20 protein-coding genes are annotated in these 24,232 nt (G+C 74.6%); 10 read left to right on the plus strand and 10 right to left on the minus strand.

Annotated elements, in window-relative coordinates:
* Positions 1–14: 14 nt before the first annotated feature.
* The 5 genes from ACH4PY_RS35255 to ACH4PY_RS35275 all read right to left on the minus strand — a co-directional run bounded on the left by ACH4PY_RS35255 (position 15) and on the right by ACH4PY_RS35275 (position 6,462).
* Positions 15–1,007, minus strand: a complete 993-nt coding sequence (locus ACH4PY_RS35255) for a carbohydrate ABC transporter permease (RefSeq protein WP_398192551.1) — start codon at positions 1,005–1,007, stop codon at positions 15–17.
* Positions 1,007–2,254 carry an extracellular solute-binding protein gene (locus tag ACH4PY_RS35260; RefSeq protein ID WP_398192552.1) on the minus strand — a complete coding sequence of 416 codons (1,248 nt, stop codon included), beginning with the start codon at positions 2,252–2,254 and terminating at the stop codon, positions 1,007–1,009. The genes ACH4PY_RS35255 and ACH4PY_RS35260 overlap by 1 nt, the downstream gene beginning before the upstream one ends.
* 301 nt (positions 2,255–2,555) lie before the next feature.
* On the minus strand, positions 2,556–3,566 hold the full coding sequence (locus ACH4PY_RS35265) for a LacI family DNA-binding transcriptional regulator (RefSeq protein WP_398192554.1): 1,011 nt from the start codon (positions 3,564–3,566) through the stop codon (positions 2,556–2,558).
* A 308-nt stretch (positions 3,567–3,874) separates the two neighbouring features.
* The gene (locus tag ACH4PY_RS35270) at positions 3,875–4,681 is read right to left on the minus strand and encodes a class I SAM-dependent methyltransferase (RefSeq protein WP_398192556.1); all 807 of its coding nucleotides are present in this window, start codon (positions 4,679–4,681) and stop codon (positions 3,875–3,877) included.
* Positions 4,682–4,815: 134 nt separating this feature from the next.
* Positions 4,816–6,462 (minus strand): FAD-dependent oxidoreductase, encoded by a 1,647-nt coding sequence (locus ACH4PY_RS35275; RefSeq protein WP_398192558.1) that lies wholly within the window; start codon positions 6,460–6,462, stop codon positions 4,816–4,818.
* Positions 6,463–6,659: 197 nt separating this feature from the next.
* Here ACH4PY_RS35275 and ACH4PY_RS35280 point away from each other — a divergent pair, with 197 nt between their 5' ends.
* Both ACH4PY_RS35280 and ACH4PY_RS35285 read left to right on the plus strand, forming a co-directional pair.
* The gene (locus ACH4PY_RS35280; protein WP_398192560.1) at positions 6,660–6,806 is read left to right on the plus strand and encodes a hypothetical protein; all 147 of its coding nucleotides are present in this window, start codon (positions 6,660–6,662) and stop codon (positions 6,804–6,806) included.
* Complete coding sequence (locus tag ACH4PY_RS35285; protein WP_398192562.1) at positions 6,803–7,732, plus strand: GNAT family N-acetyltransferase; 930 nt, start codon at positions 6,803–6,805, stop codon at positions 7,730–7,732. Before ACH4PY_RS35280 ends, ACH4PY_RS35285 begins: the two co-directional genes overlap by 4 nt.
* Positions 7,733–7,795: 63 nt before the next feature.
* On the opposite strand, the gene ACH4PY_RS35290 is transcribed toward ACH4PY_RS35285, so the two are convergent.
* On the minus strand, positions 7,796–9,466 hold the full coding sequence (locus ACH4PY_RS35290) for a serine/threonine-protein kinase (protein ID WP_398192564.1): 1,671 nt from the start codon (positions 9,464–9,466) through the stop codon (positions 7,796–7,798).
* 173 nt (positions 9,467–9,639) lie between these two features.
* Here ACH4PY_RS35290 and ACH4PY_RS35295 point away from each other — a divergent pair, with 173 nt between their 5' ends.
* A complete protein-coding gene (locus ACH4PY_RS35295) occupies positions 9,640–10,599 on the plus strand; it encodes a MerR family transcriptional regulator (RefSeq protein WP_398192566.1) in 960 nt (319 codons plus the stop codon).
* Between the two features lie 112 nt (positions 10,600–10,711).
* Positions 10,712–11,038, plus strand: coding sequence for a hypothetical protein (locus ACH4PY_RS35300; RefSeq protein ID WP_398192568.1), 327 nt, complete (start codon positions 10,712–10,714; stop codon positions 11,036–11,038).
* Positions 11,039–11,044: 6 nt separating this feature from the next.
* On the opposite strand, the gene ACH4PY_RS35305 is transcribed toward ACH4PY_RS35300, so the two are convergent.
* The gene (locus ACH4PY_RS35305; protein ID WP_398192570.1) at positions 11,045–11,914 is read right to left on the minus strand and encodes an oxygenase MpaB family protein; all 870 of its coding nucleotides are present in this window, start codon (positions 11,912–11,914) and stop codon (positions 11,045–11,047) included.
* Between the two features lie 165 nt (positions 11,915–12,079).
* On the opposite strand from ACH4PY_RS35305, the gene ACH4PY_RS35310 reads away from it, so the two are divergent.
* Positions 12,080–12,658, plus strand: coding sequence for a DoxX family membrane protein (locus tag ACH4PY_RS35310; protein ID WP_398192572.1), 579 nt, complete (start codon positions 12,080–12,082; stop codon positions 12,656–12,658).
* A 167-nt stretch (positions 12,659–12,825) separates the two neighbouring features.
* Positions 12,826–13,470 carry a maleylpyruvate isomerase family mycothiol-dependent enzyme gene (locus tag ACH4PY_RS35315; protein WP_398192573.1) on the plus strand — a complete coding sequence of 215 codons (645 nt, stop codon included), beginning with the start codon at positions 12,826–12,828 and terminating at the stop codon, positions 13,468–13,470.
* Positions 13,471–13,518: 48 nt separating this feature from the next.
* Here ACH4PY_RS35315 and ACH4PY_RS35320 read toward each other — a convergent pair whose 3' ends face one another.
* On the minus strand, positions 13,519–16,311 hold the full coding sequence (locus ACH4PY_RS35320; protein ID WP_398192599.1) for a carbohydrate-binding protein: 2,793 nt from the start codon (positions 16,309–16,311) through the stop codon (positions 13,519–13,521).
* A gap of 387 nt (positions 16,312–16,698) precedes the next feature.
* Here ACH4PY_RS35320 and ACH4PY_RS35325 point away from each other — a divergent pair, with 387 nt between their 5' ends.
* Positions 16,699–16,995, plus strand: coding sequence for a hypothetical protein (locus tag ACH4PY_RS35325; protein ID WP_398192575.1), 297 nt, complete (start codon positions 16,699–16,701; stop codon positions 16,993–16,995).
* 19 nt (positions 16,996–17,014) lie between these two features.
* Here the strand turns inward: ACH4PY_RS35325 and ACH4PY_RS35330 are convergent, their stop codons facing one another.
* Both ACH4PY_RS35330 and ACH4PY_RS35335 read right to left on the minus strand, forming a co-directional pair.
* Positions 17,015–17,425 (minus strand): CU044_2847 family protein, encoded by a 411-nt coding sequence (locus ACH4PY_RS35330; RefSeq protein WP_398192577.1) that lies wholly within the window; start codon positions 17,423–17,425, stop codon positions 17,015–17,017.
* 54 nt (positions 17,426–17,479) lie between these two features.
* Positions 17,480–18,598, minus strand: a complete 1,119-nt coding sequence (locus ACH4PY_RS35335; RefSeq protein WP_398192579.1) for a HesA/MoeB/ThiF family protein — start codon at positions 18,596–18,598, stop codon at positions 17,480–17,482.
* Positions 18,599–18,720: 122 nt separating this feature from the next.
* Here ACH4PY_RS35335 and ACH4PY_RS35340 point away from each other — a divergent pair, with 122 nt between their 5' ends.
* The 3 genes from ACH4PY_RS35340 (at position 18,721) to scpA (ending at position 24,226) form a co-directional block, all read left to right on the plus strand.
* The gene (locus tag ACH4PY_RS35340) at positions 18,721–20,109 is read left to right on the plus strand and encodes a M14 family zinc carboxypeptidase (protein WP_398192581.1); all 1,389 of its coding nucleotides are present in this window, start codon (positions 18,721–18,723) and stop codon (positions 20,107–20,109) included.
* A gap of 62 nt (positions 20,110–20,171) precedes the next feature.
* Entirely contained in the window at positions 20,172–22,019 is a 1,848-nt protein-coding gene (locus tag ACH4PY_RS35345) for a methylmalonyl-CoA mutase family protein (protein ID WP_398192583.1), read from the plus strand.
* Positions 22,016–24,226 carry a methylmalonyl-CoA mutase gene (gene scpA / locus ACH4PY_RS35350; RefSeq protein ID WP_398192585.1) on the plus strand — a complete coding sequence of 737 codons (2,211 nt, stop codon included), beginning with the start codon at positions 22,016–22,018 and terminating at the stop codon, positions 24,224–24,226. Before ACH4PY_RS35345 ends, scpA begins: the two co-directional genes overlap by 4 nt.
* Positions 24,227–24,232 lie beyond the last annotated feature (6 nt).

The following is a 24,232-nucleotide window of genomic DNA, read 5'->3' on the forward strand; positions in this document are numbered from 1 at the left end:
GGCGGAAGGGGCGCTCACCGGGCACCTCCTTCCCGGTCGCGCACCGCGCGCAGGTAGAGGGCCGCGAAGACGACCGCCAGCAGGATCAGCAGATTGCCGACGGCCGCGCCGCGCCCGAACGTCAGCTGCTGGAAGGAGAGCTGGTAGGCGAACGTCGTCAGTGTCTGCGAGGAGTTCGCCGGACCGCCCTGGGAGACGGTCATGATGACGTCGAAGGCCTTGACCGTGTAGATCAGCCCCAGCGTGAGCACCACGAGGGCGACCGGCCGCAGCATCGGCAGCGTGATGCGGGTGAAGCGCTGCCACGCGTTCGCCCCGTCGATCGCCGCCGCCTCGTACAACTGCTCCGGGATCGCCTGGAGGCCGCCGTAGAGGATCACCATGTTGAAGGGGACACCGACCCAGATGTTGACCAGCGTCACGGCGACCAGCGACATGTTCGTGCTGACCAGCCAGGGCACCGGCTGGTGGACCAGGTGCAGTTGCAGCAGCACCTGGTTGACCACGCCGGAGTCGTTGTAGAACATCCAGCGCCACACCGTGCCGGACACCACCAGCGGCAGCAGCCACGGCACCAGCAGCAGCGAGCGCAGCACCCCGCCCAGGGGGAAGGAGCGGCGGAAGAACACCGCCAGCGCCAGACCGAGGGCGAACTGGAAGAGCAGCGAACCGGCGGTGAACAGCGCGGTGTTGACGACCGTGCGGGTGAACTGCGGACTGTTCCAGACCGCCCGGTAGTTCGCCAGGCCGGTCCAGGGCGCGGAGCCGGTGAAGAACGACGAGACGGTGTAGTCCTGGAAGCCCATCTTGACGTTCGACAGCAGCGGATAGGCGTAGAAGGCCAGCACGTACAGCCAGGCGGGGAGCACGAAACCGAGCGCCCGCCAGCCGGTGCGGGAGGGGCGGCGGCCGGAACGCAGGCCGCGCGCCGGGCGGGTGGTGTTCTCGCGCCCGGCGGTGCGGCCGGGCCGGAGGGGACGGGAGGCTCTGCCGAGCAGGGCGGACATCAGCTGCCGGCCTGCTTCTGCGCGTCGGTCAGCGCGGCCTGCGGCGACGTGCCCCCGGCCAGGGCCGCCTGGATCGCGGTCCAGAGCGCGGAACTCACCTTCGGGTAGTCGGTGCCCAGTTCGGCGGTCCGCGCGCGGGCGGTGGCGATCTCGGTCACGAAGGCCGCGAGCTGCGGGGTGGACGCGCCGAGCTGCGCCGCGGCGGCCTGGTTGCCGGGGATGTATCCGGCGTCCTTCGACCACTCCAGGCTGTGCTCGGCGTCGAGCAGGCACTTGACGACCGCCACGGCCTTGGCCTGCCGGGCGGAACTGCTGCGCCCCACGGTCCACACCTCGCCGCCCATCGGCGTGACCGGCTCGGCGGAGGCCGACGGCACGGGGATCGGGACGATGCCGAAGTGCAGGTCCTTCTTGGCGTCCAGGGCCGGTATCTGCCAGGGGCCGTTGACCATCATCGCCGCGTTCCCCGCGAGGAACTGCGCGTTGACGTCCGCCTGGCTCCAGTTGACGACGGACTTGGACGCCGATCCGCTGTCGACCAGGTCCTTCCACAGCGTCAGGGCCCGCACCGCCTGCGGCGAGGCGAGGTCCTTCAGATCGGCGCCCGCCGTCCAGAAGAACGGCTCGAACTGGAAGCTGCCCTCCTCGGTGCCGATCGCGGAGAAGGCGATGCCGCGCCGCGCGCCCTTCGTGAGCGCCTTGGCGTCGATGGTCAGTTCGTCCCAGGTCGTCGGGGGCTTCAGGCCCGCGGCGGTGAAGAAGTCCTTGTTGTAGTAGAGGGCGAGGCCGTTCACACCGGGCGCGATGCCGTACGTGCCGCCCTTGTACTGGCCGGCCGACACGATCGACGGGTAGAGGCCGGCGGTCGAGAGCCCGGCGCCGGACAGGGAGACCAGGCCGCCGGTGGCGGCGAGCTGCTGGAGGTCGGGGTTGTCGATGAGGGCCAGGTCCGGCATGGAGCGGGCGGCGGCCTGCTGGAGCAGCTTGGGCATGAACTGCTCGCGGGGGACGGTCTGGTGCTGGATCTTCACCCCGACCTGCTCGCCGCACGCGTCCAGCACCTTGGGGAGCTGGGTGTTCTGCGGGGCCGAGCTGTAGTAGTCGGTCTCGGTGAGGGTGCCGGCCGAGCCGGAGCCGCCGGAGGCGGCGCCGCTGCCGCAGGCGGTGAGGAGCAGGGCGCCCGCCGCGAGGCAGGCGGCTGCCGCGGAGGGTCCGGACGCGCGGGGGAGTCGGGTGGTGCGGCTCATGAGGTGCCTCTTCGATTGATCGAACTGATTCGACGGATGGCAGGAGGACGGCAAGAGGATGGGAGGAGGGTGACGGGAGGGAGTGCGTGCGATGCCCGGCCCGCGGCGCGGGCCCGGTACGGGGGTACGGGACGGTGCCCCGGCGCGCCGGGAGGGACCGGCGGTGGAACGGCGGACGGAGGGGCGGACGGGGTGACGGGGGGTACGGGGGCGCGGGCCGTGGGGCGGCCGCCGGGGGAGTGCGAAGGGCCGGGAGGGCGGTCCGGTCCGCGGGGGTGCGGGCCGGGGGCGGTACGGAAGGTCAGCCGGCGGCGGCCGCGGTGCTCGCGCGGGCCGTCCAGGTGGGGGCGAGGAGCTGCCGGGCGGGCACGGGCCGGGACGCGACCAGGCTCGCCAGACTGCGTACGGCCAGCCGCGCCAGCTCCTCCGCCGGCAGCGAGAGCGAGGTCACCGGCGGGCTGGTCCGCTCGGCCTCCTCGTCCGGGCACAGCGCGATCACCGAGAGGTCCTCGGGGATCCGCCGGCCCGTCGCGGCCAGCCGGTCCATGGCCGGCCGCAGGGCGCGCTCGTTGTAGACGATCAGGCCGCTCATACCGGGCAGCCGCTCGAACAGTCCGTCCAGCGAATCCGCCACGCCCTGCGGTGAGCCGTCGCAGGACGCCCAGGCGGAGCGCTGGCCGCGCCGCTCCAGGGCCGCCAGCACCTCGTCGCGCGCATGCGAGGCGTAGGCGGCCTGGCGCTCGAACACCTCGGGCGTCTGCCCCAGGTAGCCGACCGCGCCGTGGCCCAGCTCCAGCAGGTGGTCGGCGAGTTCCTGCGCCATGGTGGCGAAGTCGAAGTCCACGCGCGGCAGGCCGTGCGCGCGGTCCGGGCTGCCGACGATCACCGCCGGGCAGTCCAGCCCGCCCAGCAGGGCCACCCGCGGATCGCGCTCCTGCACCTCCATCAGCATCACCCCGTCGACCAGCGAGGTCGCGACGACGTCCCGGATCGCGGCGCCGTCGTCGTCGGCGGTGAGCATCAGCAGTTTCAGGCCCGACTCCTGGGCCTCGGTCATCGCCGCCCACACGTACGGCATCTGCACCTGGTTGTGCGGGCCGTGCACCATGGGCAGCGCCATCGCGATCACGCCGGTGCGGCGGGTGCGGATGGACCGGGCTCCGGCGTGGGGCGTGAACCCCAGCTCCTTGATGGCCTGCTCGACGCGCTGCGAGGTGCCGGGCGAGATGGACCGGTTGCCGCTGAGGACGTACGACACCGTGCTCCGGGAAACCCCGGCGTGCCGTGCCACGTCCGCGATGGTGACCGCCATGCCCGCTCCTGTGCTGTCTGCCCCGCGTACCTGCCGCGGTGTGCGCCGGACTGCCGTGCCGAAACCGTACGCCGCCGCGCCACCGGTGCGTCGCGGTGTCGAACTGATTCGACGAGCGGGACCGTAGCATCGGGCCGCGCGGCCCTCAAGGGGTCGCGCACGAATTCGCCGGGCGGCGGCCGCGCCGGTCGGCTCCGGGCCCGGGCCCGTGCCCCGCCCGGTTGCGTCCCGGCCCGGGACGGACCGACCCGCGGGCCGGAGCCGGGGGCCGACCGGGCTGCTGCCGCGGCCCCCGCTGCCCCGCCGCCTCAGGCCACTCCGTGGCCCAGCAGGGCGTGGTAGCGCAGCACCAGGTGTCCGTCGGGGCCCGCGTATTCCGGGACCAGTTCGTCGTAGGCCGCCTTGATCCGGGCGACCGTGCCGGGGCTCTGGCGGCTGACCGTCTGCCCGATCAGTCCCACCCCGGCGGCCGCGCCGCCCCACCACTCCTCCGGGGTCGCGACGTGATCCCATGTCACCGGCTCGCAGCCGGCCTCGGTGAGCCCCGCGGCAGCCAGCAGTGCCGCGAAACCCGCCACCGTGCGGGGGAAGTCCTCCGCCGGGTCGAGCCGGGGTTCGCCGGCCTCGTCGCGTGCCCCCGCCGCTTCCACGGCGCGGCCGAGCAGTTCGTGCCCCGCTCCCGCCGGGCTGCACCAGATCGTCGCGGCGACCCGGCTGCCGGGCCGGGCCGCGGCTCGCATCGCCGCGACGGCCGCAGCGGGCCGTCCGACGTGGTTGACCACGAAGTTGGCCACCACCGCGTCGAAGCTGCCGGGCCCGAACGGCAGGTCGGGCAGCACGGCGAGGCGGAAGTCGGCCTCCGGCGCCGCCTCGCGGGCCAGCTCGATCATGCCGGGCTCGGCGTCCACCGCGGTCACGCGGGCACCGCGCGCGGCCGCCGCGGCGGCGACCGTGCCCGCACCCGTGCCGACATCGAGCAGCCGGATCCCCGGCCCCGCCCCGGCCGCGTCCAGCAGCGCCGGAGCCGTGTGCGCGCACAGCTTGGCGAAGCTGTCCCGGAAGGCCGCGGCCCTTCCCGACCAGATCTGCCGCTCCGCCTCGTCGAAGTCCTCCACGCCCGCCGGCCCCCTTCTGTACTGTCGCCCGCCGGACGCCCCGGCGGCCACCGCGGACTCTACCGACGGCCCGCGCACCGCCCGCCCGAGCCACCCCCCGGGCCGGGGCCGCCCACGGAAGGCGGGCCCCGCGTCTACCGGGGCACGGCGACGGACTGCTCGTGGCGGAAGACGTCGTGCGGGTCCCAGGCCTGCTTGACCTGCTGAAGGCGTTCGTAGCCGCCCTTGTAGTAGAGCCGGTGCCAGGACTGGCCCGAGGTGTTGAGCCGGCGGTCGGACAGATCGACGTCGGGGTAGTTGATGTGGCACCCGTCGGTGTTGGCGTCCCTGGTCACCGGGTCTTCCGGGTCGGCGACGGCCGGGACGCCGCCGGTCGGCCGGTAGACGTCCCGGTAGAGGTGGCGGATCCAGCGCAGGTGTGGGGCGGCGATCCCCGGCTCCAGTTCGGCGTCCCGGTAGTCGAAGAGGCCGTTCTCGTCGGCGTCGGCACCCCAGGTCCAGTAGACCTGGTACTGCAGCTTGAGCACCGACGAGCGCTGCGGCACCGCCGTGGCGCCGGGGGCCCGGTCGTTGACGGCGCCGCCGTAGGAGTCGACCTGGACCAGGGCGTCGGGATTGCTGTACCCGGGGTCGGTCAGATGACGTCGTATCGCCTCGATCTGGTGGTCGGTGAAGCCCCTGGTCATGTACGCCGACTTGTACTTGGCGCAGCGGTTGGGCCCGGAGTCGTTGAGGCTCTGGGCCGCCGTGAGCCACGGCAGCAGGGTGGGGATGAACAGCCCGCCCTGCGCGGGGTGCTCGCCGAGCGCCTGGTCCAGCGGCTGTTCGCGCACCAGTTGGGTGCTGCCCGACCGGAAGTCCGCGGTGATCCAGTCCAGGAAGGCGGCGAGCCGCGCGGGGGAGTCCGGCTTCGTCCCGTCCAGCTGCACCGTCAGCCCGACCTTGCCCGCGCTCATGTGCGTGAGCTTCAGCAGGGTGAACATGTCCCGGTAGCCGTAGGACCTGAACGGCGAGGCGGGCAGCCGCCCCGCGGCCTCGTGCTCGAAGAACTGCCCGTAGCGGCGCACCAGCGAGCGGAAGAGCTCGGGGTGGGCGAGGAAGTCCTGCCAGTCCCATGCGACGGCCCGCAGCAGCACCTGGGCGGGCGGCTGGGGCAGGCCGCGGAACCAGTAGCGGGTGATCACCCCGAAGTTGCCGCCGCCCCCGCCGGTGTGCGCCCACCACAGGTCGCGCAGCGCGGGATCCTCCGCGTCCTTGCGGGCCAAGGTCTTCTGCGGGTGCCTGCCGTCCGGCGCCGTCACGACCTCGACGGCGTACAGGTAGTCCACCGTCAGCCCGAACAGCCGGGACAGCAGCCCGTACCCGCCTCCCGAGACATGGCCGCCGAGCCCCGCCGAGCAGCAGGAGCCGCCCGGCAGGGCGAGTCCCGTCGTCCGGTAGAGCTCGGTCGTGCTGTCCCAGTTGGTGGCCCCGGCCTCGATGCAGTACGCGTTCATCCCGGGGTCGAAGTGGACGCGGTTCATCGGGCTGACGTCCACGATGACGCCGACGTCCGGCGACGACACGAAGTTCTCGTGGCAATGCCCGCCCGAGCGCACGGTGATCCGCCGCCGCGACTCCGCGGGCCTGGCCAGATACGTGCTCAGCGCGGCGACCACGGCTTCGGCCGACGAGGCCACCACGACGGAATCCGGAGCGGCGATCCGCCGATGGTTGAATTCCCTGCTCAGCGCGTCGTAGCGCGCGTCGCCGGGTGTCACTTCGATCGGATGCCCCGACATGTCCTGCCCCCTGCCCCTGGAACCGCTCACACTCCCCTTGTTCACTCAAGGTAACGTGATACTTACTGTGTGTCACTACCTCGAACGGGTGAATGCGCCGCCGGGGAGCCGGGCGAGCGGATCCGCCCGCCCGCCCGGCGCGGCCCGCGGCCCGGGGCGGGCTGGGCGCGGGGCGGGCGGGGACGGATACTGGGGCCATGGCGCTGCTGGTGTTCACGACGCTGCCCCGACGATCCCGCCCCGCCGTGCGGACCCTCGGCGCGCGGGCCCTGAACGTACGGGCGGCCCTCGGCGTACGGGCCCTCGGGGTAAGGGCCCTGAGCGCGCGGGCTCTGGGCGCGTGAGCGGCGAGGCGGTGGCGGCGGACGCGCCGGGCGGCGTGCCCGGCCAGGTGCGCTCCGCCCGGCTGGTGCTGACGCCGCTCGACCTGGACGCGGACACCGCGGACCTGCACCTCGCGTACGGCGATCCGCGCATCGCGCGCTCCTGGGCGGACGAGGAGCCGCCACGGGACGAGGCCGAGACCCGCGAGCGGCTCGCCACCCGGGTCGAGCGCCCCGACGGACGGCTGTGGACGATCCGGCGTGCGGGCGAGCCGGACGCCCTCGGGCTCGTCGAGCTGGCCGACGTCTCCCCGACGCCCTGGCTGTCGTGGATGCTGCGGCGCGCGGAGTGGCGGCGCGGCATCACCGGCGAGGCGGTCGCCGCGCTCGTGGAGCACCTCTTCACGGCAGGCGGCCTGGAGCGCGTCGAGGCGTGGGCCGACGCCTCCAACACCGGCTCGATCGGCGTCGCCCGGCGGGCCGGGCTGACCGAGCGGGGCCGCTTCACGATGTCCACGCCGGTCGGCGGCACCCGGGAGAAGGTGGTGCTCGGCCGGGTCGCAGGGGCCGGGCCGCAGCGCTTCTACCTGGCGCACCCGGTGCTCCCGGTGCGGGACGTCGAGGCCACCCTCGCCCTGCTGCACGCCGGGCTCGGTCTCGAACCGGGCTTCCGTGTCGGCGAGCCCGCGCTGTATGCCGCGGCGCGGCTCGGCCCGTGGTCGGTCGGTCCTGGGCTGCGGCTCGCCCTCGCGCCCGGCGACGAGCCGATCGCGCCGGTGACCGTCGCCCTCGACGCGGGGATCCCGCTCGCCGGGCTGGCCCTGCGCTACGCCGCCGCGGGCGGACGCACCGACGGGCCCGTGCGGCGCATGCCCTGGGGAGAGCACGAGCTGTGCTGCCTGCTGCCCGAGGGCCACCGGCTGGTCGTCAGCGGCCCCCCGACCTGACGCCCGCCGTACCCTGACCTGCCGTCACCCCGGCAAACCGCGACGACCGCCGACCGGCACGGCTCAGAGCGCGTGGATCTCCAGGTGGTCCTTGACCTGGTCGAAGATCTGCTCGCCCTGCTGGGACTGGATCGCGGCGGCCGGCATCGTCACGTCCAGGGTGTAGCGGTCGCCCGAGCCGCTCACGACGTCCAGTTCGAGCTCGCGCAGCGCGGGCTTGTCGTCGTCGGAGAGGTCGGTGTAAAGGACGTCGAGCCGGGCGGCGGCCTCGCCCTGCTGGGTGGCCTCGGTGACCGTACCGTCGGCGTCGTCCACGGTGTGGCTGTAGTTGACCGTGCCACCGCCCTTGTACCAGTCCAGGTTGGCGTTCGCGACGGCCGCCGCGCTGCGCTTCTCGCCCTGGGCCTTGGTGAGGGTCACCCGGAAGACCTTGTGCGGGTCGGTGTACGTGACGGCCTTGTCGTCGATGCTGCGGACGTAGTCGCCTGGCACCGCGAGGGTGGCGCCGACGCCCTTCTCGTCGTACGACTTCCAGCCCTTCGGCAGGCCTCCGCCGCCGCCGAACGGTGAGACCACCACGACCACGGCCGCCGCCACCACGACGGCCGCCGCCCCCGCGGCGAGCACCCGGCCGCGGCGGCTGCGGGGCAGTACACGTATCGCACGGCCCGGCGGGGGCAGGACCGCCGTCGCGGCGGCCTCGGGAGCCGGCGGTGCCTCCGGCGCCGGGACGTGCGGGGGGTCGAGGACGGCGCGCAGCTCGTCGGCGAAGCGGGCCGCGGTCGTCCGTGCCGCCGGCTCCTTGCGCAGCAGCCCCAGCACCGGCGCGGCGAGGGCGCCCGCCTGGTGCGGCGCGGGCAGGTCGGCGAGCAGCACCGCCTGGAAGGTCGACGGCGTGGCCTGCCGGCGGAAGGGCGACACGCCCTCCACGGCCTGGTAGAGGACGACGCCGAGCGACCACAGGTCCGACTCGGGCCCGGGCCGGTGCCCCAGCACCCGCTCGGGGGAGATGTACTCGGGGGAGCCGATGAAGGCACCGGTCTCGGTGAGCGGCTCCTCGCCCTCGACCTGGGCGATGCCGAAGTCGGTCAGCACCACCCGGTCGTACCGTCCGAGCAGGATGTTGGCGGGCTTCACGTCGCGGTGCAGCACCCCTGCCTCGTGCGCGGCCGACAGCGCGCCCAGCACCGCGAGCCCGATCCGGGCGGCCTCGCGCGGCGGCAGCGTGCCCTCGGCCAGTACCTCGGCGAGCGACCGGCCGCGTACCAGCTCCATGACGATCCACGGGCGACCGTCCTCGACGACGACGTCGTGCACCGTCACCACCGAGGGGTGGTCGATCCGGGCCGCGGCGCGCGCCTCGCGCTGCATCCGCAGATGGGCCGTCTCGCGCTGGGCGCCGGTCATGTGGTCGGGCACCCGCGGCTCCTTGACCGCCACGTCGCGGTCGACGACCTCGTCGTGCGCCCGCCACACCGTGCCCATCCCGCCGTAGCCGAGCCGCTCCAGCAGCCGGTAGCGCCCGCCGAGCAGCCGCGACCCGCCGTTCGCGCCGTCCTCGCGCGGGTCGGCCGCGGGCGCGGGCCTCGGCCCCGGCACGGGCGCGGAGGCGGAAGCGGAGACAGGGGCGGGGACGTCGTCGGCGGGAGGTGCGGGCGGCTTCAGCTCGTAGCTGGTCGTCGGATGCGTACCCTCGCGCGCGGGCTCGTCGCCCGTGCCCCCGTTCGTTGCCATGGGGCGCATCATTCCATTCCCGTTCCGGCCGGGAAGCCGCGGACCGGCGGCTGTGGCGAAGGTGTGACCCGGGCTGTGCACCGCGGGGCCCGGTGAACGGTTGACCTTGCCCCCGGGGGCAAGGTCTACGCTCGCATCGGCCGTCAGGGGAGGCGGCCGGAAAGGCGGAGGACATGAAGATCGGCGACGTCGCACGGCGTGCGGGAGTGAGCGCGAAGGCCATCCGGCGCTACGAGGAGCTGGGGCTTGTCGCGCCGCGCCGGATGCCCAACGGCTACCGCGCCTTCAGCGAGGACGACGTGCGCGCGGTGCGCGAACTGCGGGCCCTGCGCGATCTGGGGATACCCGCCGAGCGGACCCGGCCCTTCCTGGAGTGCCTGGCGTCCGGGGCGCGGGACGCCGACGACTGCCCCTCCTCGCTGGCCGAGTACCGCTCGGCGATCGACGAACTGGGCGCCCACATCACGGAACTGACCGCCCGCCGGGACAGGCTCGCCGCCCGCCTGACCGCCGCCGCGTACCGCACCGCGCGGACGGACCCCCCACAGGACGCGGCCCCCGTGGCCGCCGTGACCGCAGGGGCCCCCGCCATGCCGCTGCCCGCGCCCGGCGACCTCGGCCGGCGGCTGTCCGGCCTGCGCATGCCGCCGCTCGCCCTGCCTGCGACGGACGGCCGCACGGTCGCCCTCGACGCCCTGGGCCCCGGCCGGACCGTCCTCTACCTCTACCCGCTGACCGGGCGGCCCGACGAGGACCTGCCCGAGGGGTGGGACTCCATCCCCGGCGCGCGCGGCTGCACCCCCGAGGCCTGCGGCTTCCGCGACCACCACGAGGACCTCACCGCCGCGGGCGCGACCGCCGTCTACGGCCTGTCCAGCCAGGACACCGGCTACCAGCGGGAGGTCGCCGAACGGCTGCGGCTGCCGTTCGCGATGCTGTCCGACCCCGGACACGGCCTCGGCTGCGCCTTCGGTCTGCCGACCTTCGAGGCGGGCGGGCAGGAGCTGTACGCGCGGCTCACGCTGGTCGTCAGGGACGGCGTGGTCGAGCACGTGTTCCACCCGGTGGCCGACCCCGGCGCGCACGCCGAAGAGGTGCTGCGCTGGCTCGCCTCCGCCGACCCGCGCCCCTGAGGCACCCCCCCCGGGCAGCCCCGACCCGGGCGCACACACACCACCGGTCGTCGTCCTGACCTGCGACCCGGACCTGGTCCGCGACTTCTGGCCGTACGCGTACGCGCCGCTGGTGCTGGACACCGAGGGCCGCCGCCACCCGCCGATCGGCGCCGTCACCGAGGCCTTCGGCGGGCGCGCCGACGTCATGACCGTGCCGATCCCCGTCGACTGCGCGGACGGCTTCAACGAGGCCTGCTACGCGCGCCCCGAGATGCTGCTCGACCCGGCCGCCCGCCGCTCCTGCTCGGCCTGGTGCTTTGTCGACGCCCGGACCGCCGATGGCTACACCGAGCACCTGCGCCGCGACCTCGCCGACGGCACGTGGGACGCCCGTTACGGCGCGCTGCGCGACCAGCCCTTCCTGGACGGCTCGCCGGTCCTCGCCCGCGCGGTGTGAGATCCCTCAGGACGGCGGGGTCATCGCCCAGCGGATCGCCCGGGTCAGGCCCTGCCCCGCCCAGCGCACCCCGGTCGCCTCGGTCACGGGCAGGTACGGAAGCCGCAGCGGCACACGCGCCCACACCGGCAGCAGCGCGACCGCGTTCGCGGCCAGCACGGCGTAGCCCGGCCGGGCCGCCCACGGCACGGGCGGGGTGAGCAGCAGGAAGCGCGCGGCGTCCCGGGCCTGATCAGTGGCACGCAGCTCCGGGCGGTACGCGTCGAGTACGGCGGCCAGCTCCGCCCGGTCGTGCGGCGGGTCCGCCACCCCGAGCGCGGCGCCGACCCGGGCGGTGTCCGCGACGTACGCGTCGTAGCCCGCGTCGTCCAGCGGGTGGGCGCCGTACCGGCGGTGTGCGCGCAGGAAGCTGTCGACCTCGGCCGCGTGCACCCAGGCCAGCAGGTGCGGGTCGGAGGCGCGGTAGGGCTCGCCGTCCGGGGTGGTTCCGCTGACCCGGGCGTGGATGCGCCGCACCTGCGCGACCGCGTGCTCGGCGTCCGCCGCCGTCCCGAACGTCGTCACCGCCAGGAAGCCGCTGGTGCGCTGGAGCCGCCCCCACGGGTCGCCGCGGTAGCCGGAGTGCGCGGCGACCGCCGCCATCGCGAGCGGGTGCAGCGACTGCAGCAGCAGCGCGCACAGGCCGCCGGTGAACATCGACGCGTCGCCGTGCACGGTACGGATCGGCCGGTCCGGCGCGAACCAGCGCGGCCCCTCGGTGTCGTGGATCCGCGCCCTGGCGGCGGGCCCGTCCGGCCCGGCCACCCTGGCGAAAAGCTCCGCGCCCAGCCGGCGACGTACCGCGCCGAGCCCGGGTATCTCCGGATAGTCCACCACACTGCCACTCTACGGCGCCGGGCCACCCCGGCGGCGACCGCGTAACGCCCGCCACCCCCGCGCACACCGGCCCACCCGCGCGGCGGTGAGCGGGTGCGCGGGTCCCGGGGGCGGGGCAGGATGGGCCACGGACCGCGTACTGCCCCGCCTGCGGAAGGCCGCCCCATGCCGTTCAGCCGTCGCAAGGACCTCGGCCTGCTCGCGTTGCGCCTCGGCGCGGGCGGCACGCTGCTCGCCCATGGCTCGCAGAAGCTGCTCGGCTGGTTCGGCGGGTCGGGCCTGGAGGGCACGGCCGCCGCGATGGACTCGATGGGCTTCCGGCCCGGCCGGGAGAGCGCGCTGGCCGCGGGGCTCGGCGAGGCGGGCGGCGGCGCGCTGCTCGCGCTGGGCCTGGCCACCCCGGTGGCGGGCGCGGCGGCCGCGGGCGCGATGGCCGGTGCGGTGTCCGTGCACGCCCCCGCGGGCTTCTTCGCCCACCAGGGCGGCTTCGAGTACCCCGCCTTCCTCGGCTTCGTGGCCGCGGGCCTGGGCCTCGCCGGTCCCGGCTGCCTGTCCCTCGACGCCCTGACCGGCGACCGCCTGAACCGCCCCGGCACCGTGCTGCTGGCCTTTGTCCTGAGCGCGGCCGCGGCCACCGTCGTGGTCAACCGCCGCGCGGCGGCGCTGGCCGAGGCGAAGGAGCAGGCCGCCGGGTCCGGCCCCGGGGCGGACCCGGACGCCGAGACGGACCCCGCCGCGACCTGACGGCGGTGCGACCGGGCCGGTGTGCGGGGCCCGGCGACGGCCCGCCTCCCCCGGCCCCTCTCCGCGTGGGAACCGCTCCCCACCGATGAGTTCCGGCCGCCCCGCCGGTCCTGCACGGTGGACGTCAGTCCGCCGACCGCACGACGACGAGGACGAGGGAACCGACGATGACGACGAACCAGGACCGGGGGAACGGTGCCGCAGGCGGCACCGCGGATCTGCAGCCCGCGGTCGAGGCCGAGTACCTGGCGCTCGCCGCGCTGCTGGAGCCGCTGTCCGACGAGCAGTGGGACACCCCCTCGCTCTGCGCGGGCTGGCGGATCCGCGAGGTCGCCGCGCATGTGACGATGCCCGCGCGCTACTCCCAGGAGCGCTTCATGGCCGAACTGCGCGACTGCGCCTTCGACTTCGGCGTCCTCTCGGACAAGGTCGCCGCGCGGGACGCCGCGCTGCCCACGGCCGAACTGGTGGCGGGGCTGCGCAGCGGCACCCTCCACCACTTCACGTCGCCCGACGGCGGCTGGCCGGGCGCCCTGAGCCACGCGGTGATCCACGGCCTCGACATGGCCGTGCCGCTGGGCGCCGCGGGGCGCGTCCCGCCGGGTACGGTCACGGCTGTGCTCGACGGGCTGGCCGCCGGAGGTGTCGCCGCGAACTTCGGGGTGCGGCTGGACGGTCGCGGTCTGCGGGCGACGGACCTGGACTGGTCGTTCGGCTCGGGACCGGAGCTGAGCGGCACTGCCGAGGACCTGGTCCTCGCGCTCAGCGGCCGCACGCTGCCGCCGGGGCGCCTCGCGGGCGACCCGCTGTGACGTCCCGGCCCGCGGGCCCGCCGGGGTGCGGCGGACCCGCGGGTCAGGTCAGGAGGACCAGACCTGGACGTCGGAGAGCTGCCCGGCCGGCCACCCGGTGTTCGCCGTGACCGTCACACGGACGTAGCGCAGGGAGGTGGCGGGGAAGGTGAGGGTGACGGTGTTGTCGGTCGCCGGGTCGAAGGTGTAGGCGGCCGAGGCCTTCAGGGTGCTGAAGGACGAGCCGTCGGTGCTGCCCTGGAGGCTGAGCGTCTGGGTGCGGGCGCCCCAGCCCGAGGGGAGCCTGAGGACGACGCGGGAGGCGCTCTGCGCGGAGCCCAGGTCGACCTGCACCCACTGCGGGAAGGCGTTGTTGGCGCTCTCCCAGTAGCTGTTCCGGTCGCTGTCGGTGACGTGCGAGGACGGGTAGACGTCGGTGTGGCTGGACTCGGCGGTGGCCTTGCCCGCCGCCAGGTTCGTCGGCGTGCCGGGGCCGCTCGCGGTGGCGAAGGCCAGGCTGTTGAGGTTCCAGCCGCCGTTGTCCTCGACGAGGGTGAGGACCTGCTTGCCCGCGGGCAGCGTGACGGTGGCGGTGACGGTGCTCCAGGCCTGCCAGTCACCGGTCGCGGGGATGGCGACCGCGCCGGTGAGATTCGCGCCCGAGGCGTCGGACAGGTGCAGGGCGCCGCCGACGGCGGCGGGCGCGGCCACCCGGAAGGCCACCGTGTAGGTGCCGGCCGAGGCGGCGTTCACGGTGTAGCGGAACCACTGGCCGCCGCTGCTCCAGCCGAGGTCGTAGCCGCCGCCGGTGTCGGAGGTGGATTCCAGGTCGACGCCGTCCGCGCGGTAGGCGGTGCCGTTGCCGTTCACGGAGCTGACGTTGTAGGCGGTGCCCTGCCCGCCGGTGTCGTAGTTCTCCGCCTGCACCGTGCCGGGCACCGCTGCGGGCGTGCCGCCGTACGGTCCCTCGGCCGGTGGCGGGGTGGTGCCGCCGCCCTGCCAGCTGTTGCCGCTGAGCGTGGCGGTGAAGCCCGCGGAGTTGTTGAGATAGGCGGCGTTGCCGGGCTTGACGCCGGTCACGGTGGTGCCGGTGATCGTCGCGGAGCCGGTCGGCGCGGGGTAGAAGGGCGGGGAGACGACCACGCCGTTGCGGCCGGGGTCGGTGACGGTGTTGTTCTGGAGCAGGGAGTTGGTGGAGGTGGAGAAGCCGATGCCGTCGTAGAGCGGGTCGACGACGGTGTTGCCGGTCGCGGTGACCTTGTCGACGGTGCCGGTGTTCTGGCCGTCGCCGCCGTTGCCGATGTGCATCGCGGGCTGGCCCTGGCTGTAGGCGTTGCCGCCGGAGCGCACGACGACGTTGCCGGTGATCGTCGCCGACAGCAGGTCGTTGCCGTTCACGCCGAAGCGTCCGGCGCCCAGGCCGATGTAACGGGCGGTGTCGCTCATGTAGTTGTTCGTGACGTGGTGCCCGCTGCCGCCGTAGACGGCGACGCCCTTGCCGCCCCAGGGCGCGATCGAGGTGTTGTTGCTGACCGTGACGTTCGACATCGGCGTGTAGTACGTCTTCGAGCCGTCGCCGTTGGTGTTGTAGTCCACGGAGTTGATCGCGATGGCGTCGTCACCGGTGCCGCGGACGAAGTTGTTGCTGACGGTGAGGTCGCTGCCCTTGCCACCGTTGAGCGAGACGTTGTTGACGTTGATGCCGTCGGCCCAGATCGCCGTCAGCCGACTGTTCCTGACGCTGCCGCCGGTGCCGGAGGCCCAGAAGCCGGACATGGTGTGCTGCGTCCAGATGCCGTCCGCCGACCAGTTGGTGCCGGTGGTGTCCATGGCGCCGCCGTCACCGCCGATCGTGCTGCGGCTGACCGCGTTGGCGTCGATGTGGAAGTTCTGCACATGGCAGGACGTCACCTCGAACAGCGCCGCCAGCGGTGTGCTGTTGGGCACCGGCACGTCGCGGTAGACGGTGCTGTACCACATGCCGGCGCCCGCGATCGTGATGCCCTGCGCGCGCAGACCCGTGGTGCCCTTGACGTAGAAGGTGCCCGGCGGGATCCACAGCGTTCTGCCCTGCGACTGGGCCTGGTTGATGCAGTTCTGGATCGCGGGCCCGGAGTCGGTGGCCGCGCCGTCCGCGGCGCCGTTGGTGGGGGTGTTGTCGGCGACGGCGCCGCAGCTGGTGATCGAGATCGAGTTCGCCGGCTGCGCCAGCGGGGCCGGGGGGTTCTCCGCGTCGACGACGTCGATGTCGTACGAGGAGGCGCTGTTGGCGGCGTCCTTGACGAGCGAGAAGGTGGCGCCCGCCGGGATCGGGGCACCGGTGACGAAAGCGTGCGCCTCGTCCCAGAAGACCCGCGGGCTGCCGTCCGCCGGGTTCTGGTTGTCGCTGGTGTTGTAGTTGTTGTTGCCCTCGTAGACCCAGCTCTGCTTGGAGTTGAGCGGCAGCGCCTGCCGGAAGGCGCCGTTGACGTACAGGTCGAGGGTCGTCGCGCTGCCGCCGCCGGACGTCGAGTCCGGCACGCTGGCGCGGACGTTGAGGAAGCTGATGGGCGAGCCGGTGGTGTTGGTCCACTGCACCGACTGCCCGGTGCCGCCGAGGTGGGCGTACGCGTGCCCGGAGGCCTCCAGCGCGGCACTGGAGAACTGGGTCGTGGGCGCCGCGGTGAGCGCGACGGTCCCGGCGCCGCCGCCCAGCACTCCCGCCTCGCCCTCGAAGTCGGTGAACGGCACGGTGGCGCCCACCCCGTTGCCGGGGACGGGCGCGGCCTGGGCCGCACCCGCCGCCGCGGGGTTACGGGCGGCGGCGCTCGCCGCGGCGCCGGTCAGCAGCCCGGTGGCGGCGGCGCCTGCCACCACGGTCATGGCGGCCACGAGGGCCGCCGGAAGTCTCCGCCCGGCGCTGCGCGCGCCGCGCGGGGGAACGGTCCACACCCGCATCTGATGCTCCTTCACGAACAGTGGGGGGAACGGGCGCCCCGACCGTACAGAGCACGAAGGAATCGCCGCAAGGTTGCGATCGAGTAAAGAAAAAATTTCACGAATGCCTGGAAGATCGATGCAGTGCGAGCTGTGGGGCGGATGTGCGACGGCAGGCCACGGAGCGGAGACGTCCGCACAACGGACCGGTGGCGTACAACCGTCGGCCGATGGACGCGCGCCTACGCTCGGGCGAGGGCGGACGTTGCGTCCACGGGGGGACACATGCGGTCGGTCGGATCGTCACGGACGGTCAGAGGTGCGGTCTGCGCGGTGGCGGCAGCGGGGCTGCTCACGGGGTGCGGGGTCCCGGCGGACGCGAGCGCCGGGGTGAGCGTGGACGCGAGCGGGAAGCCGGTGGGCCTCCTCGCCGTGTGCGGACACCACCTCGACACGGCGAAGCTCTACCGGACCGCCCCCGACGCAAGCACCTCGGACGAGGCCCAACGGACGGCGGACGAACCGCTCGGCCCCGGCGTCGTCAGCCGGCCCGTGGACGGCGACGCGCCGGGCTGGACCGTCGACTGCACGGTGGACGCCGCCGACTTCTACGAGCGTGCCTGCCCGTAGCCACCGGGCCGCCGCTCGGTCAGGTCGCGGGCGGCGCCGCCGCCTCCGCAGTACCGGGCGCGGTGGGCGGGGGCGTGGGATGCCAGGTCGCCGACACCGTCAGGTGGGCCTTGCCCGCGGCGCCCACGATGCCAAGCTTGAGGTCCTGGCCCACCTCCACGCCGAAGGTGACGCTGACCTCGTGGGGCGGGCTCGGCGCGGCCGCGATGGCGTCGTGCACCTCCTGGAGCAGTGGGCCGAGCGGGCGCAGCGTCCGGCGCAGCGCCCCGACGGCGAGGCCGCCGCCCGCGACCGGGACCAGGTCGCCCGTGCCCGGGGGCAGTTCCCCGGCGCCGTCCGGCAGCCCGCCGCCCCCCGTGCCCGTGCCCGGGGACACCTCGAAGCGCACCGCTGTCCCGTCGGCCAGTTCCATCTCCGCGTAGCTCGCCACCGCCCCATTGTCCCCGGACGGGGCACGCGCGTACGGCGATCGGCCGCAGACGCGTCAGCCGGACGCGCCCGTGCCGCACGCCGGGCAGTCCGGGCGGCGCGGGTGGCGCTCGACGTCCGGCTCCTCCAGCGCCGCGAGGTTGATGCCGTAGCGGAAGCCGGGTTCCATCGGCGGAGCGCCGGTGAGCAGGGCTGTCGCGGCGTGCGCGATCAGCAGCCCCGACAGGCCCGCGGTCACCGCCGTGACCGGGTTCCACGGCATCCGCGGCGAGGCGGCCTCCTCGTCCTGGTCCGGCGCCAGGGCCAGTTCGCGCCGCTCCACCTCGCCCGCCCGCAGGCACACCCAGCACGGGCCGGACCCCGGCACGTACACCCCCATCGACGCCAGCGGGCCCCGGTAGCCGCCGTCGATCCACGGGGTGCCCGACGCCAGGCAGGCCGCGTTGGCCCAGCGGCGGATCTCCGGCGGCCGGTCGGCGCACAGCAGCAGCAGGTCGTACTGGACGGCGGGCGCCCCGAGCAGCGCGGTGACGTCCTCCGGGCCGGTCACACGGGTCGGTTCGCAGCTGACCTCGACCTCGGAGTTGACCGCCCGCAGGGCCTCGCCCGCCGCCTCCGCCTTCGAGCGGCCGAGGTCGCTCTCCCGGTAGAGCGGCTGCCGGTTGAGGTTGGACAGCTCGACGGTGTCAGGGTCCACACAGTGCAGGTGGCCCACGCCGGAGGCGACCAGCGCGTGCGCCGCGTAGCCGCCCGTCCCGCCCAGACCGATCAGCAGCACCCGGGCGGCGCGCAGCCGCTCCTGCATCTCCCACGCGCTGCGCCGCGGACCGCGGTCGAGCCAGCGCAGCAGAGGCACGCCCCGGCTGTAGCGCTCCTGTTCGCGCGCGGAGAGCGCGGGGGCGGGCGCGGCGGCGTCCTCCAGATGCCCGGCCTCGGCCAGTTCGGCGACCGCCTGCTCCGCCTCGGCCGCCGTCACCGCCGGATGCGCGGCGGCCACCAGCCGGGCGGCCTCGGGAGCGGTACGGGTGCCGTCGAGCGCCCGCACCAGCGCCCACACCCAGCCGTCCGGGTCGTCGATCTCCACACCGATCCCGTAGACCACACTGCCGAGCCGGACCTTCCCGTCGACCGTGCGGTAGCCGGAATGCTCGGGTTTGACGCGCGGCCGTAACATGCGGAGGATTCGGCTCCGTTCAATGGCGGAACGCTTGACACCCCGCAGTCCACATGAATCCATGGTTGCCCGTCAACTGCCGCCGCGGCAGGGCGCGGGTCGACCGGAAGAGGTATTCACGGGTGATCGACGCCTCGACCAGTGCGGGAAGGGCGATTGCCGCCTACGACCGCTATCCCGCGCTCGACGAGATCGAGGACACCGCCCGGACGCTCGCCGCGCGCCACCCGCGGGTGTGCAGGACCCGGACCGTCGGCGCCTCCCGGGCCGGGCGGCCGCTGACGCTGCTGTCCGTCGGGGACGCCGCCGACCACGTCCTGGTGGTCTCCGGCGCGCACCCCGACGAACTCGTGGGCGGCGCCGCGGCCATGGAACTGGCCCACCGGATCCTGGCCGACCCCGCCCAGCACGCGTCGGTGGCCTGGCACTTCCTGCTGTGCGCGGATCCGGACGGGGCGCGGCTGGTGCACGGCGCCCACCGCGCGCGCGACCTGGAGGGATTCCTCGCCCACTATTTCCGCCCGGCGTCCGGCGAACAGCCGGAATGGGCCCCGTCGATCGGCGGGCAACTCCCCGAGAGCGATATCCTGCTCGGTCTCATCGGCGAACTCCGGCCGTTTCTCCAGTTCTCGCTGCACGGCATCGACGTGGGCGGGACATTCGTGCAGAGCACCCGGGAGATTCCGGGTCTGGCGGGGCCGTTCACGCGCTCCGCCGCTGAATTCGGCATTCCCGTGGAATGCGGCTCGTACGACACCGTGCTCTACGCCGAACCCGCCCCCGGCGTCTACCTGATGCCACCACCCACCCCATCCGCCCCGCCCGTTCCCGGGGCCGCCCGCACGAACGGCGCCCGCACCGGGGACATCCGCCGCACCACGTGGTACGCCCCGCACGGGCACGGCGGCGCGACCGTGATCGTCGAGGCGCCGCGGTGGGCCTGCGACCGGATGAGCGACCGCAGTCCGGGCCGCGACCCGCAGCGGCGGCTGGCCGCGTGCGCCGACCGGATGCGCCGCCGCGGCGACCTCATCGCCGCCCTGCTGGACGCCGCCCCAGCCCGGCTCCCCGGCCCCGGCGGCTTCTCGGACGGCGACGGCGACGGCCCGCTCGTCCGCTCGGTCCGCACCCAGCTGACCTTCCTGCGCCGCCTCCCCGACGAATGGGACCCGCGTTGCGGCGGCCCCGGCCCCGTACCCGCCGGGCGGCGGCTGACCGAGGGCCTGCTGGCGGGCCTGGAGCAGTGGACGCACCGGGTGCCGCTGCGGGCCGCCGCGATGCTGCGCCGCGCCGTTGCCCCGGCCGGGGCCGCCACCGCACCGCTCACCGCCCGGCTCGACATGCTGCTGCACGACTGGACGGCCCGCTACCGCAGCACCTTCCCGGCGACCCGCCTCCCGGTCGCCCGGCAGGCCTCCCACCAGGCGGGAGTCGTCCAGGCGGCAGTGGCCCTCAGCCGCCCGGACAGCCTCCCGGCGGCCACCGGTGAACCCTTCCGGTCACCGTACTAGGGGTGGGTCCCCGGTCTTTTAGGGGAAGACGGACTTTAGAAGCCGCGCCTACCCTGCGCTGTATGACGGTTCTGCCTGACGAGGGAGTCTCACCGGCCGCCCCGTTCCCGGAGGCCACCCGTGAGCAGTGGCGGCAGCTGGCCGCGGGGGTGCTGCGCAAGTCGGGTAAGGAGGTGCCGGACGCGGAGGCCGAAGCGGCGCTCGCGACCGCGCTGGACGGCGGCGTGACCGTACGGCCGCTCTACACCGCGCAGGACACCGCGCCCGACCCGGGCCTGCCCGGCTTCCCACCCTACGTGCGCGGCAGCGCCCTGCTCGGCGGCTGGGACGTGCGCACACGGCTGGACTTCGCCGACCCCGCGGCCGCCAACGCCGCGGCGCTCGACGACCTGGAGAACGGCGCGACCTCGCTCTGGCTGGCCGTCCGCGGCCCCGCCCTGCCGCCCGGCGGTCTCACCCGGGCCCTGGACGGCGTCCTCCTCGACCTCGCCCCCGTGGTCCTGGACGCCGGGCCCGAGACCGCCTCGGCCGCGCGCGAGCTGATCGGCCTGTACGAGGCCCGGGGCGTCGACCCGGCGGCCGTCCGCGGCTGCCTCGGTGCCGATCCGCTCGGGCAGGCGGCCCGCACCGGCGAGGCCGCCGCCCCCGACGACGCCGTGGCCCTCGCGCGGCGGGTCCACCGCTGCTACCCGGGGGTGCGGGCGCTCGCCGTGGACGCCCTGCCTTACCACGAGGCGGGCGCCTCCGAGGCGCAGGAGCTGGGCGCCGCGCTCGCGACCGGGGTGGCCTACCTGCGGCTGCTGACCGGTGCGGGCCTGGACGTCGAAGCAGCCCTCGGCCAGCTCGAATTCCGCTTCGCCGCGACCGCCGACCAGTTCCTGACCACCGCCAAGCTGCGCGCGGCCCGCCGGACATGGGCGCGCGTCGCGCAGACCTGTGGCGCCCCGGCGGCGGCCGGCCAGCGCCAGCACGCCGTCACCTCCACGGTCATGGCGACCCGCCGCGACCCGTACGTGAACCTGCTGCGGACCACGCTCGCTGCCTTCGCCGCCGGGACGGGCGGCGCGGACGCCGTCACCGTGCTGCCCTTCGACACCGCGATCGGCGCGCCGGACGCCTTCTCCCGCCGCGTCGCCCGCAACACCTCGGCGATCCTGCTGGAGGAGTCGCACCTGGGCCGGGTCGCCGACCCCGCGGGCGGCTCCTGGTACGTCGAGTCACTCACCACCGAACTGGCCCGCGCCGGGTGGGCGTTCTTCCAGGAGCTGGAGGCCGCGGGCGGCCAGGAGCGGGCCCTCGCCTCCGGCCTGCTGGGCGAGCGGATCGCCTCGACGTGGGCGGCGCGCCGCCGTCGCCTCGCCACCCGCCGCGAACCCGTCACGGGCGTCAGCGAATTCCCCGACCTCGCCGAGCGGCCCGTGCCGCGCGCGCCCGCCCCGGCCCGTCCCGCCGCGTCCGGCGGTCTGCCCCGGGTGCGCCGCGACGAGGCGTACGAAGCGCTGCGCGCCCGCTCCGACGCCCACCTCGCGGCGACCGGGGCGCGCCCCAAGGTCTTCCTCGCCGCGCTCGGCCCGGCCGCCGCGCACACCGCCCGGGCGTCCTTCGCGAGCAACATCCTCCAGGCCGGGGGCGTCGAGCCGGTGCACGACCCGGTGTCGGTGGACGCCGGCACGGTGGCCGCGGCCTTCGCCGCGAGCGGCGCGCAGGCGGCCTGCCTGTGCTCCGCCGACGCGCTCTACGCCGAGCAGGGGCCGGACGTCGTCTCGGCGCTGCGCGCGGCGGGCGCGCGCTGGATCTACCTGGCCGGGCGGCCGGACGCGCTGCCGGGCCTGGACGGCTACGTCTTCCTGGGCTGCGACGCCGTCGCCGCCCTGACCCTCGTACTCGACCGAGCGGGAGTGGCGGCATGAGCGGCGTCCCGGACTTCACCGGCATTCCCTTCGCCGAGGACGGCGACCCCCCCGGCGCGACCGAGGAGCGCTGGGCCTCCGCGGTCAAGGAGGCCACCGGCAGCAGTGCCGCCGACCTCGCGTGGGAGACACCCGAGGGCATCGCGGTCAAACCCCTCTACACCGCCCGCGACCTGGAGGGCCTCGACACCCTCGGCACCTTCCCGGGCATCGCGCCCTTCCTGCGCGGGCCCTACCCGACCATGTACGTCAACCAGCCCTGGACCATCCGGCAGTACGCGGGCTTCTCCACCGCCGAGGAGTCCAACGCCTTCTACCGGCGCAACCTCGCCGCCGGGCAGAAGGGCCTGTCCGTCGCCTTCGACCTGCCCACCCACCGCGGCTACGACAGCGACCACCCGCGGGTGACCGGCGACGTCGGCATGGCCGGTGTCGCGATCGACTCGATCTACGACATGCGGCAGCTCTTCGACGGCATCCCGCTGGACCGCATGACCGTGTCGATGACCATGAACGGCGCGGTGCTGCCGGTGCTCGCGCTCTACATCGTCGCCGCCGAGGAGCAGGGGGTGCCCCCGGAAAAGCTCGCCGGGACCATCCAGAACGACATCCTCAAGGAGTTCATGGTCCGCAACACCTACATCTACCCGCCGAAACCCTCGATGCGGATCATCTCCGACATCTTCGCCTACACCTCACGGAAGATGCCGCGCTACAACTCCATCTCCATCTCCGGCTACCACATCCAGGAAGCCGGGGCGACGGCCGACCTGGAGCTCGCCTACACCCTCGCCGACGGTGTCGAGTACCTGCGCGCCGGGCAGGCCGTGGGGCTGGACGTGGACGCCTTCGCACCGAGGCTGTCGTTCTTCTGGGCGATCGGCATGAACTTCTTCATGGAGGTCGCCAAACTGCGCGCCGCCCGGCTGCTGTGGGCGCGGCTGGTCCGGCAGTTCGGCGCGAAGAACCCCAAGTCGCTGTCCCTGCGGACCCATTCGCAGACCTCCGGCTGGTCGCTGACCGCCCGGGACGTCTACAACAACGTCACCCGCACCTGCGTCGAGGCGATGGCCGCGACCCAGGGCCACACCCAGTCGCTGCACACCAACGCGCTGGACGAGGCGCTGGCCCTGCCCACCGACTTCTCCGCCCGCATCGCCCGCAACACCCAGCTGCTGCTCCAGCAGGAGTCCGGCACCTGCCGGGTCGTCGACCCGTGGGGCGGCAGCGCCTACGTCGAACGGCTCACCCACGACCTCGCCGAGCGCGCCTGGCAGCACATCCAGGAGGTCGAGGCGGCGGGCGGCATGGCCCAGGCGATCGACGCGGGGATCCCCAAGCTCCGCGTCGAGGAGGCCGCGGCCCGCACCCAGGCCCGTATCGACTCCGGGCGGCAGCCGCTCATCGGCATCAACAAGTACCAGGCGGCCGACGACGCGCCGATCGACGTGCTCAAGGTCGACAACTCCGCGGTCCGGGCCAGCCAGATCGCCAAGCTGCGCAGGCTGCGCGCCGAACGCGACGAGGAGGCCTGCCGGGACGCGCTGCGCGCCCTCACCGCGGCCGCCGGCCGCCCGTCCGGGACCGGCCTGGACGGCAACCTGCTCGCCCTCGCCGTGGACGCCGCCCGTGCCAAGGCCACCGTCGGTGAGATCTCCGACGCCCTGGAGCAGGTCTTCGGACGGCACGCGGGCCAGATCCGTACGATCTCCGGTGTGTACCGCGACGAGGCAGGCGCCACGCCCGCGGCCGACAGCACCCGCGCGCTGGTCGGGCGCTTCGCCGAGGCCGAGGGGCGGCAGCCGCGCATCCTGGTCGCCAAGATGGGGCAGGACGGGCACGACCGCGGCCAGAAGGTCATCGCCACCGCCTTCGCCGACCTGGGCTTCGACGTCGATGTCGGCCCGCTCTTCCAGACCCCCGCGGAGGTGGCGCGGCAGGCGGTCGAGGCGGACGTGCACATCGTCGGCGTCTCCTCCCTCGCCGCGGGCCATCTCACGCTGGTGCCCGCGCTGCGCGCCGAGCTGGCCGCCGAGGGCCGCGAGGACATCATGATCGTCGTCGGCGGCGTCATCCCCCCGCAGGACGTGCCCGCGCTGCACGAGGCGGGCGCCGCCGCGGTCTTCCCGCCCGGCACGGTGATCCCCGAGGCCGCGCACGACCTGCTGACCAAGCTGGCCGCGGCGCTCGGCCACGAGGAGCTGTAGCCGCGG

Origin of the sequence: Streptomyces sp. NPDC021224 (assembly GCF_044332905.1) — a bacterium.
Classification (GTDB): Bacteria; Actinomycetota; Actinomycetes; order Streptomycetales; family Streptomycetaceae; genus Actinacidiphila.

What these genes read in the sequence shown, in the direction of transcription:
- ACH4PY_RS35255 (WP_398192551.1), bottom strand. Translation starts at nt 1,007, where the DNA reads ATGTCCGCCCTGCTCGGCAGAGCCTCCCGTCCCCTCCGGCCCGGCCGC.
- ACH4PY_RS35260 (WP_398192552.1), bottom strand. Translation starts at nt 2,254, where the DNA reads ATGAGCCGCACCACCCGACTCCCCCGCGCGTCCGGACCCTCCGCGGCA.
- ACH4PY_RS35265 (WP_398192554.1), bottom strand. Translation starts at nt 3,566, where the DNA reads ATGGCGGTCACCATCGCGGACGTGGCACGGCACGCCGGGGTTTCCCGG.
- ACH4PY_RS35275 (WP_398192558.1), bottom strand. Translation starts at nt 6,462, where the DNA reads ATGTCGGGGCATCCGATCGAAGTGACACCCGGCGACGCGCGCTACGAC.
- ACH4PY_RS35280 (WP_398192560.1), top strand. Translation starts at nt 6,660, where the DNA reads ATGGCGCTGCTGGTGTTCACGACGCTGCCCCGACGATCCCGCCCCGCC.
- ACH4PY_RS35290 (WP_398192564.1), bottom strand. Translation starts at nt 9,466, where the DNA reads ATGGCAACGAACGGGGGCACGGGCGACGAGCCCGCGCGCGAGGGTACG.
- ACH4PY_RS35295 (WP_398192566.1), top strand. Translation starts at nt 9,640, where the DNA reads ATGAAGATCGGCGACGTCGCACGGCGTGCGGGAGTGAGCGCGAAGGCC.
- ACH4PY_RS35310 (WP_398192572.1), top strand. Translation starts at nt 12,080, where the DNA reads ATGCCGTTCAGCCGTCGCAAGGACCTCGGCCTGCTCGCGTTGCGCCTC.
- ACH4PY_RS35315 (WP_398192573.1), top strand. Translation starts at nt 12,826, where the DNA reads ATGACGACGAACCAGGACCGGGGGAACGGTGCCGCAGGCGGCACCGCG.
- ACH4PY_RS35320 (WP_398192599.1), bottom strand. Translation starts at nt 16,311, where the DNA reads ATGACCGTGGTGGCAGGCGCCGCCGCCACCGGGCTGCTGACCGGCGCC.
- ACH4PY_RS35335 (WP_398192579.1), bottom strand. Translation starts at nt 18,598, where the DNA reads ATGTTACGGCCGCGCGTCAAACCCGAGCATTCCGGCTACCGCACGGTC.
- ACH4PY_RS35345 (WP_398192583.1), top strand. Translation starts at nt 20,172, where the DNA reads ATGACGGTTCTGCCTGACGAGGGAGTCTCACCGGCCGCCCCGTTCCCG.
- scpA (WP_398192585.1), top strand. Translation starts at nt 22,016, where the DNA reads ATGAGCGGCGTCCCGGACTTCACCGGCATTCCCTTCGCCGAGGACGGC.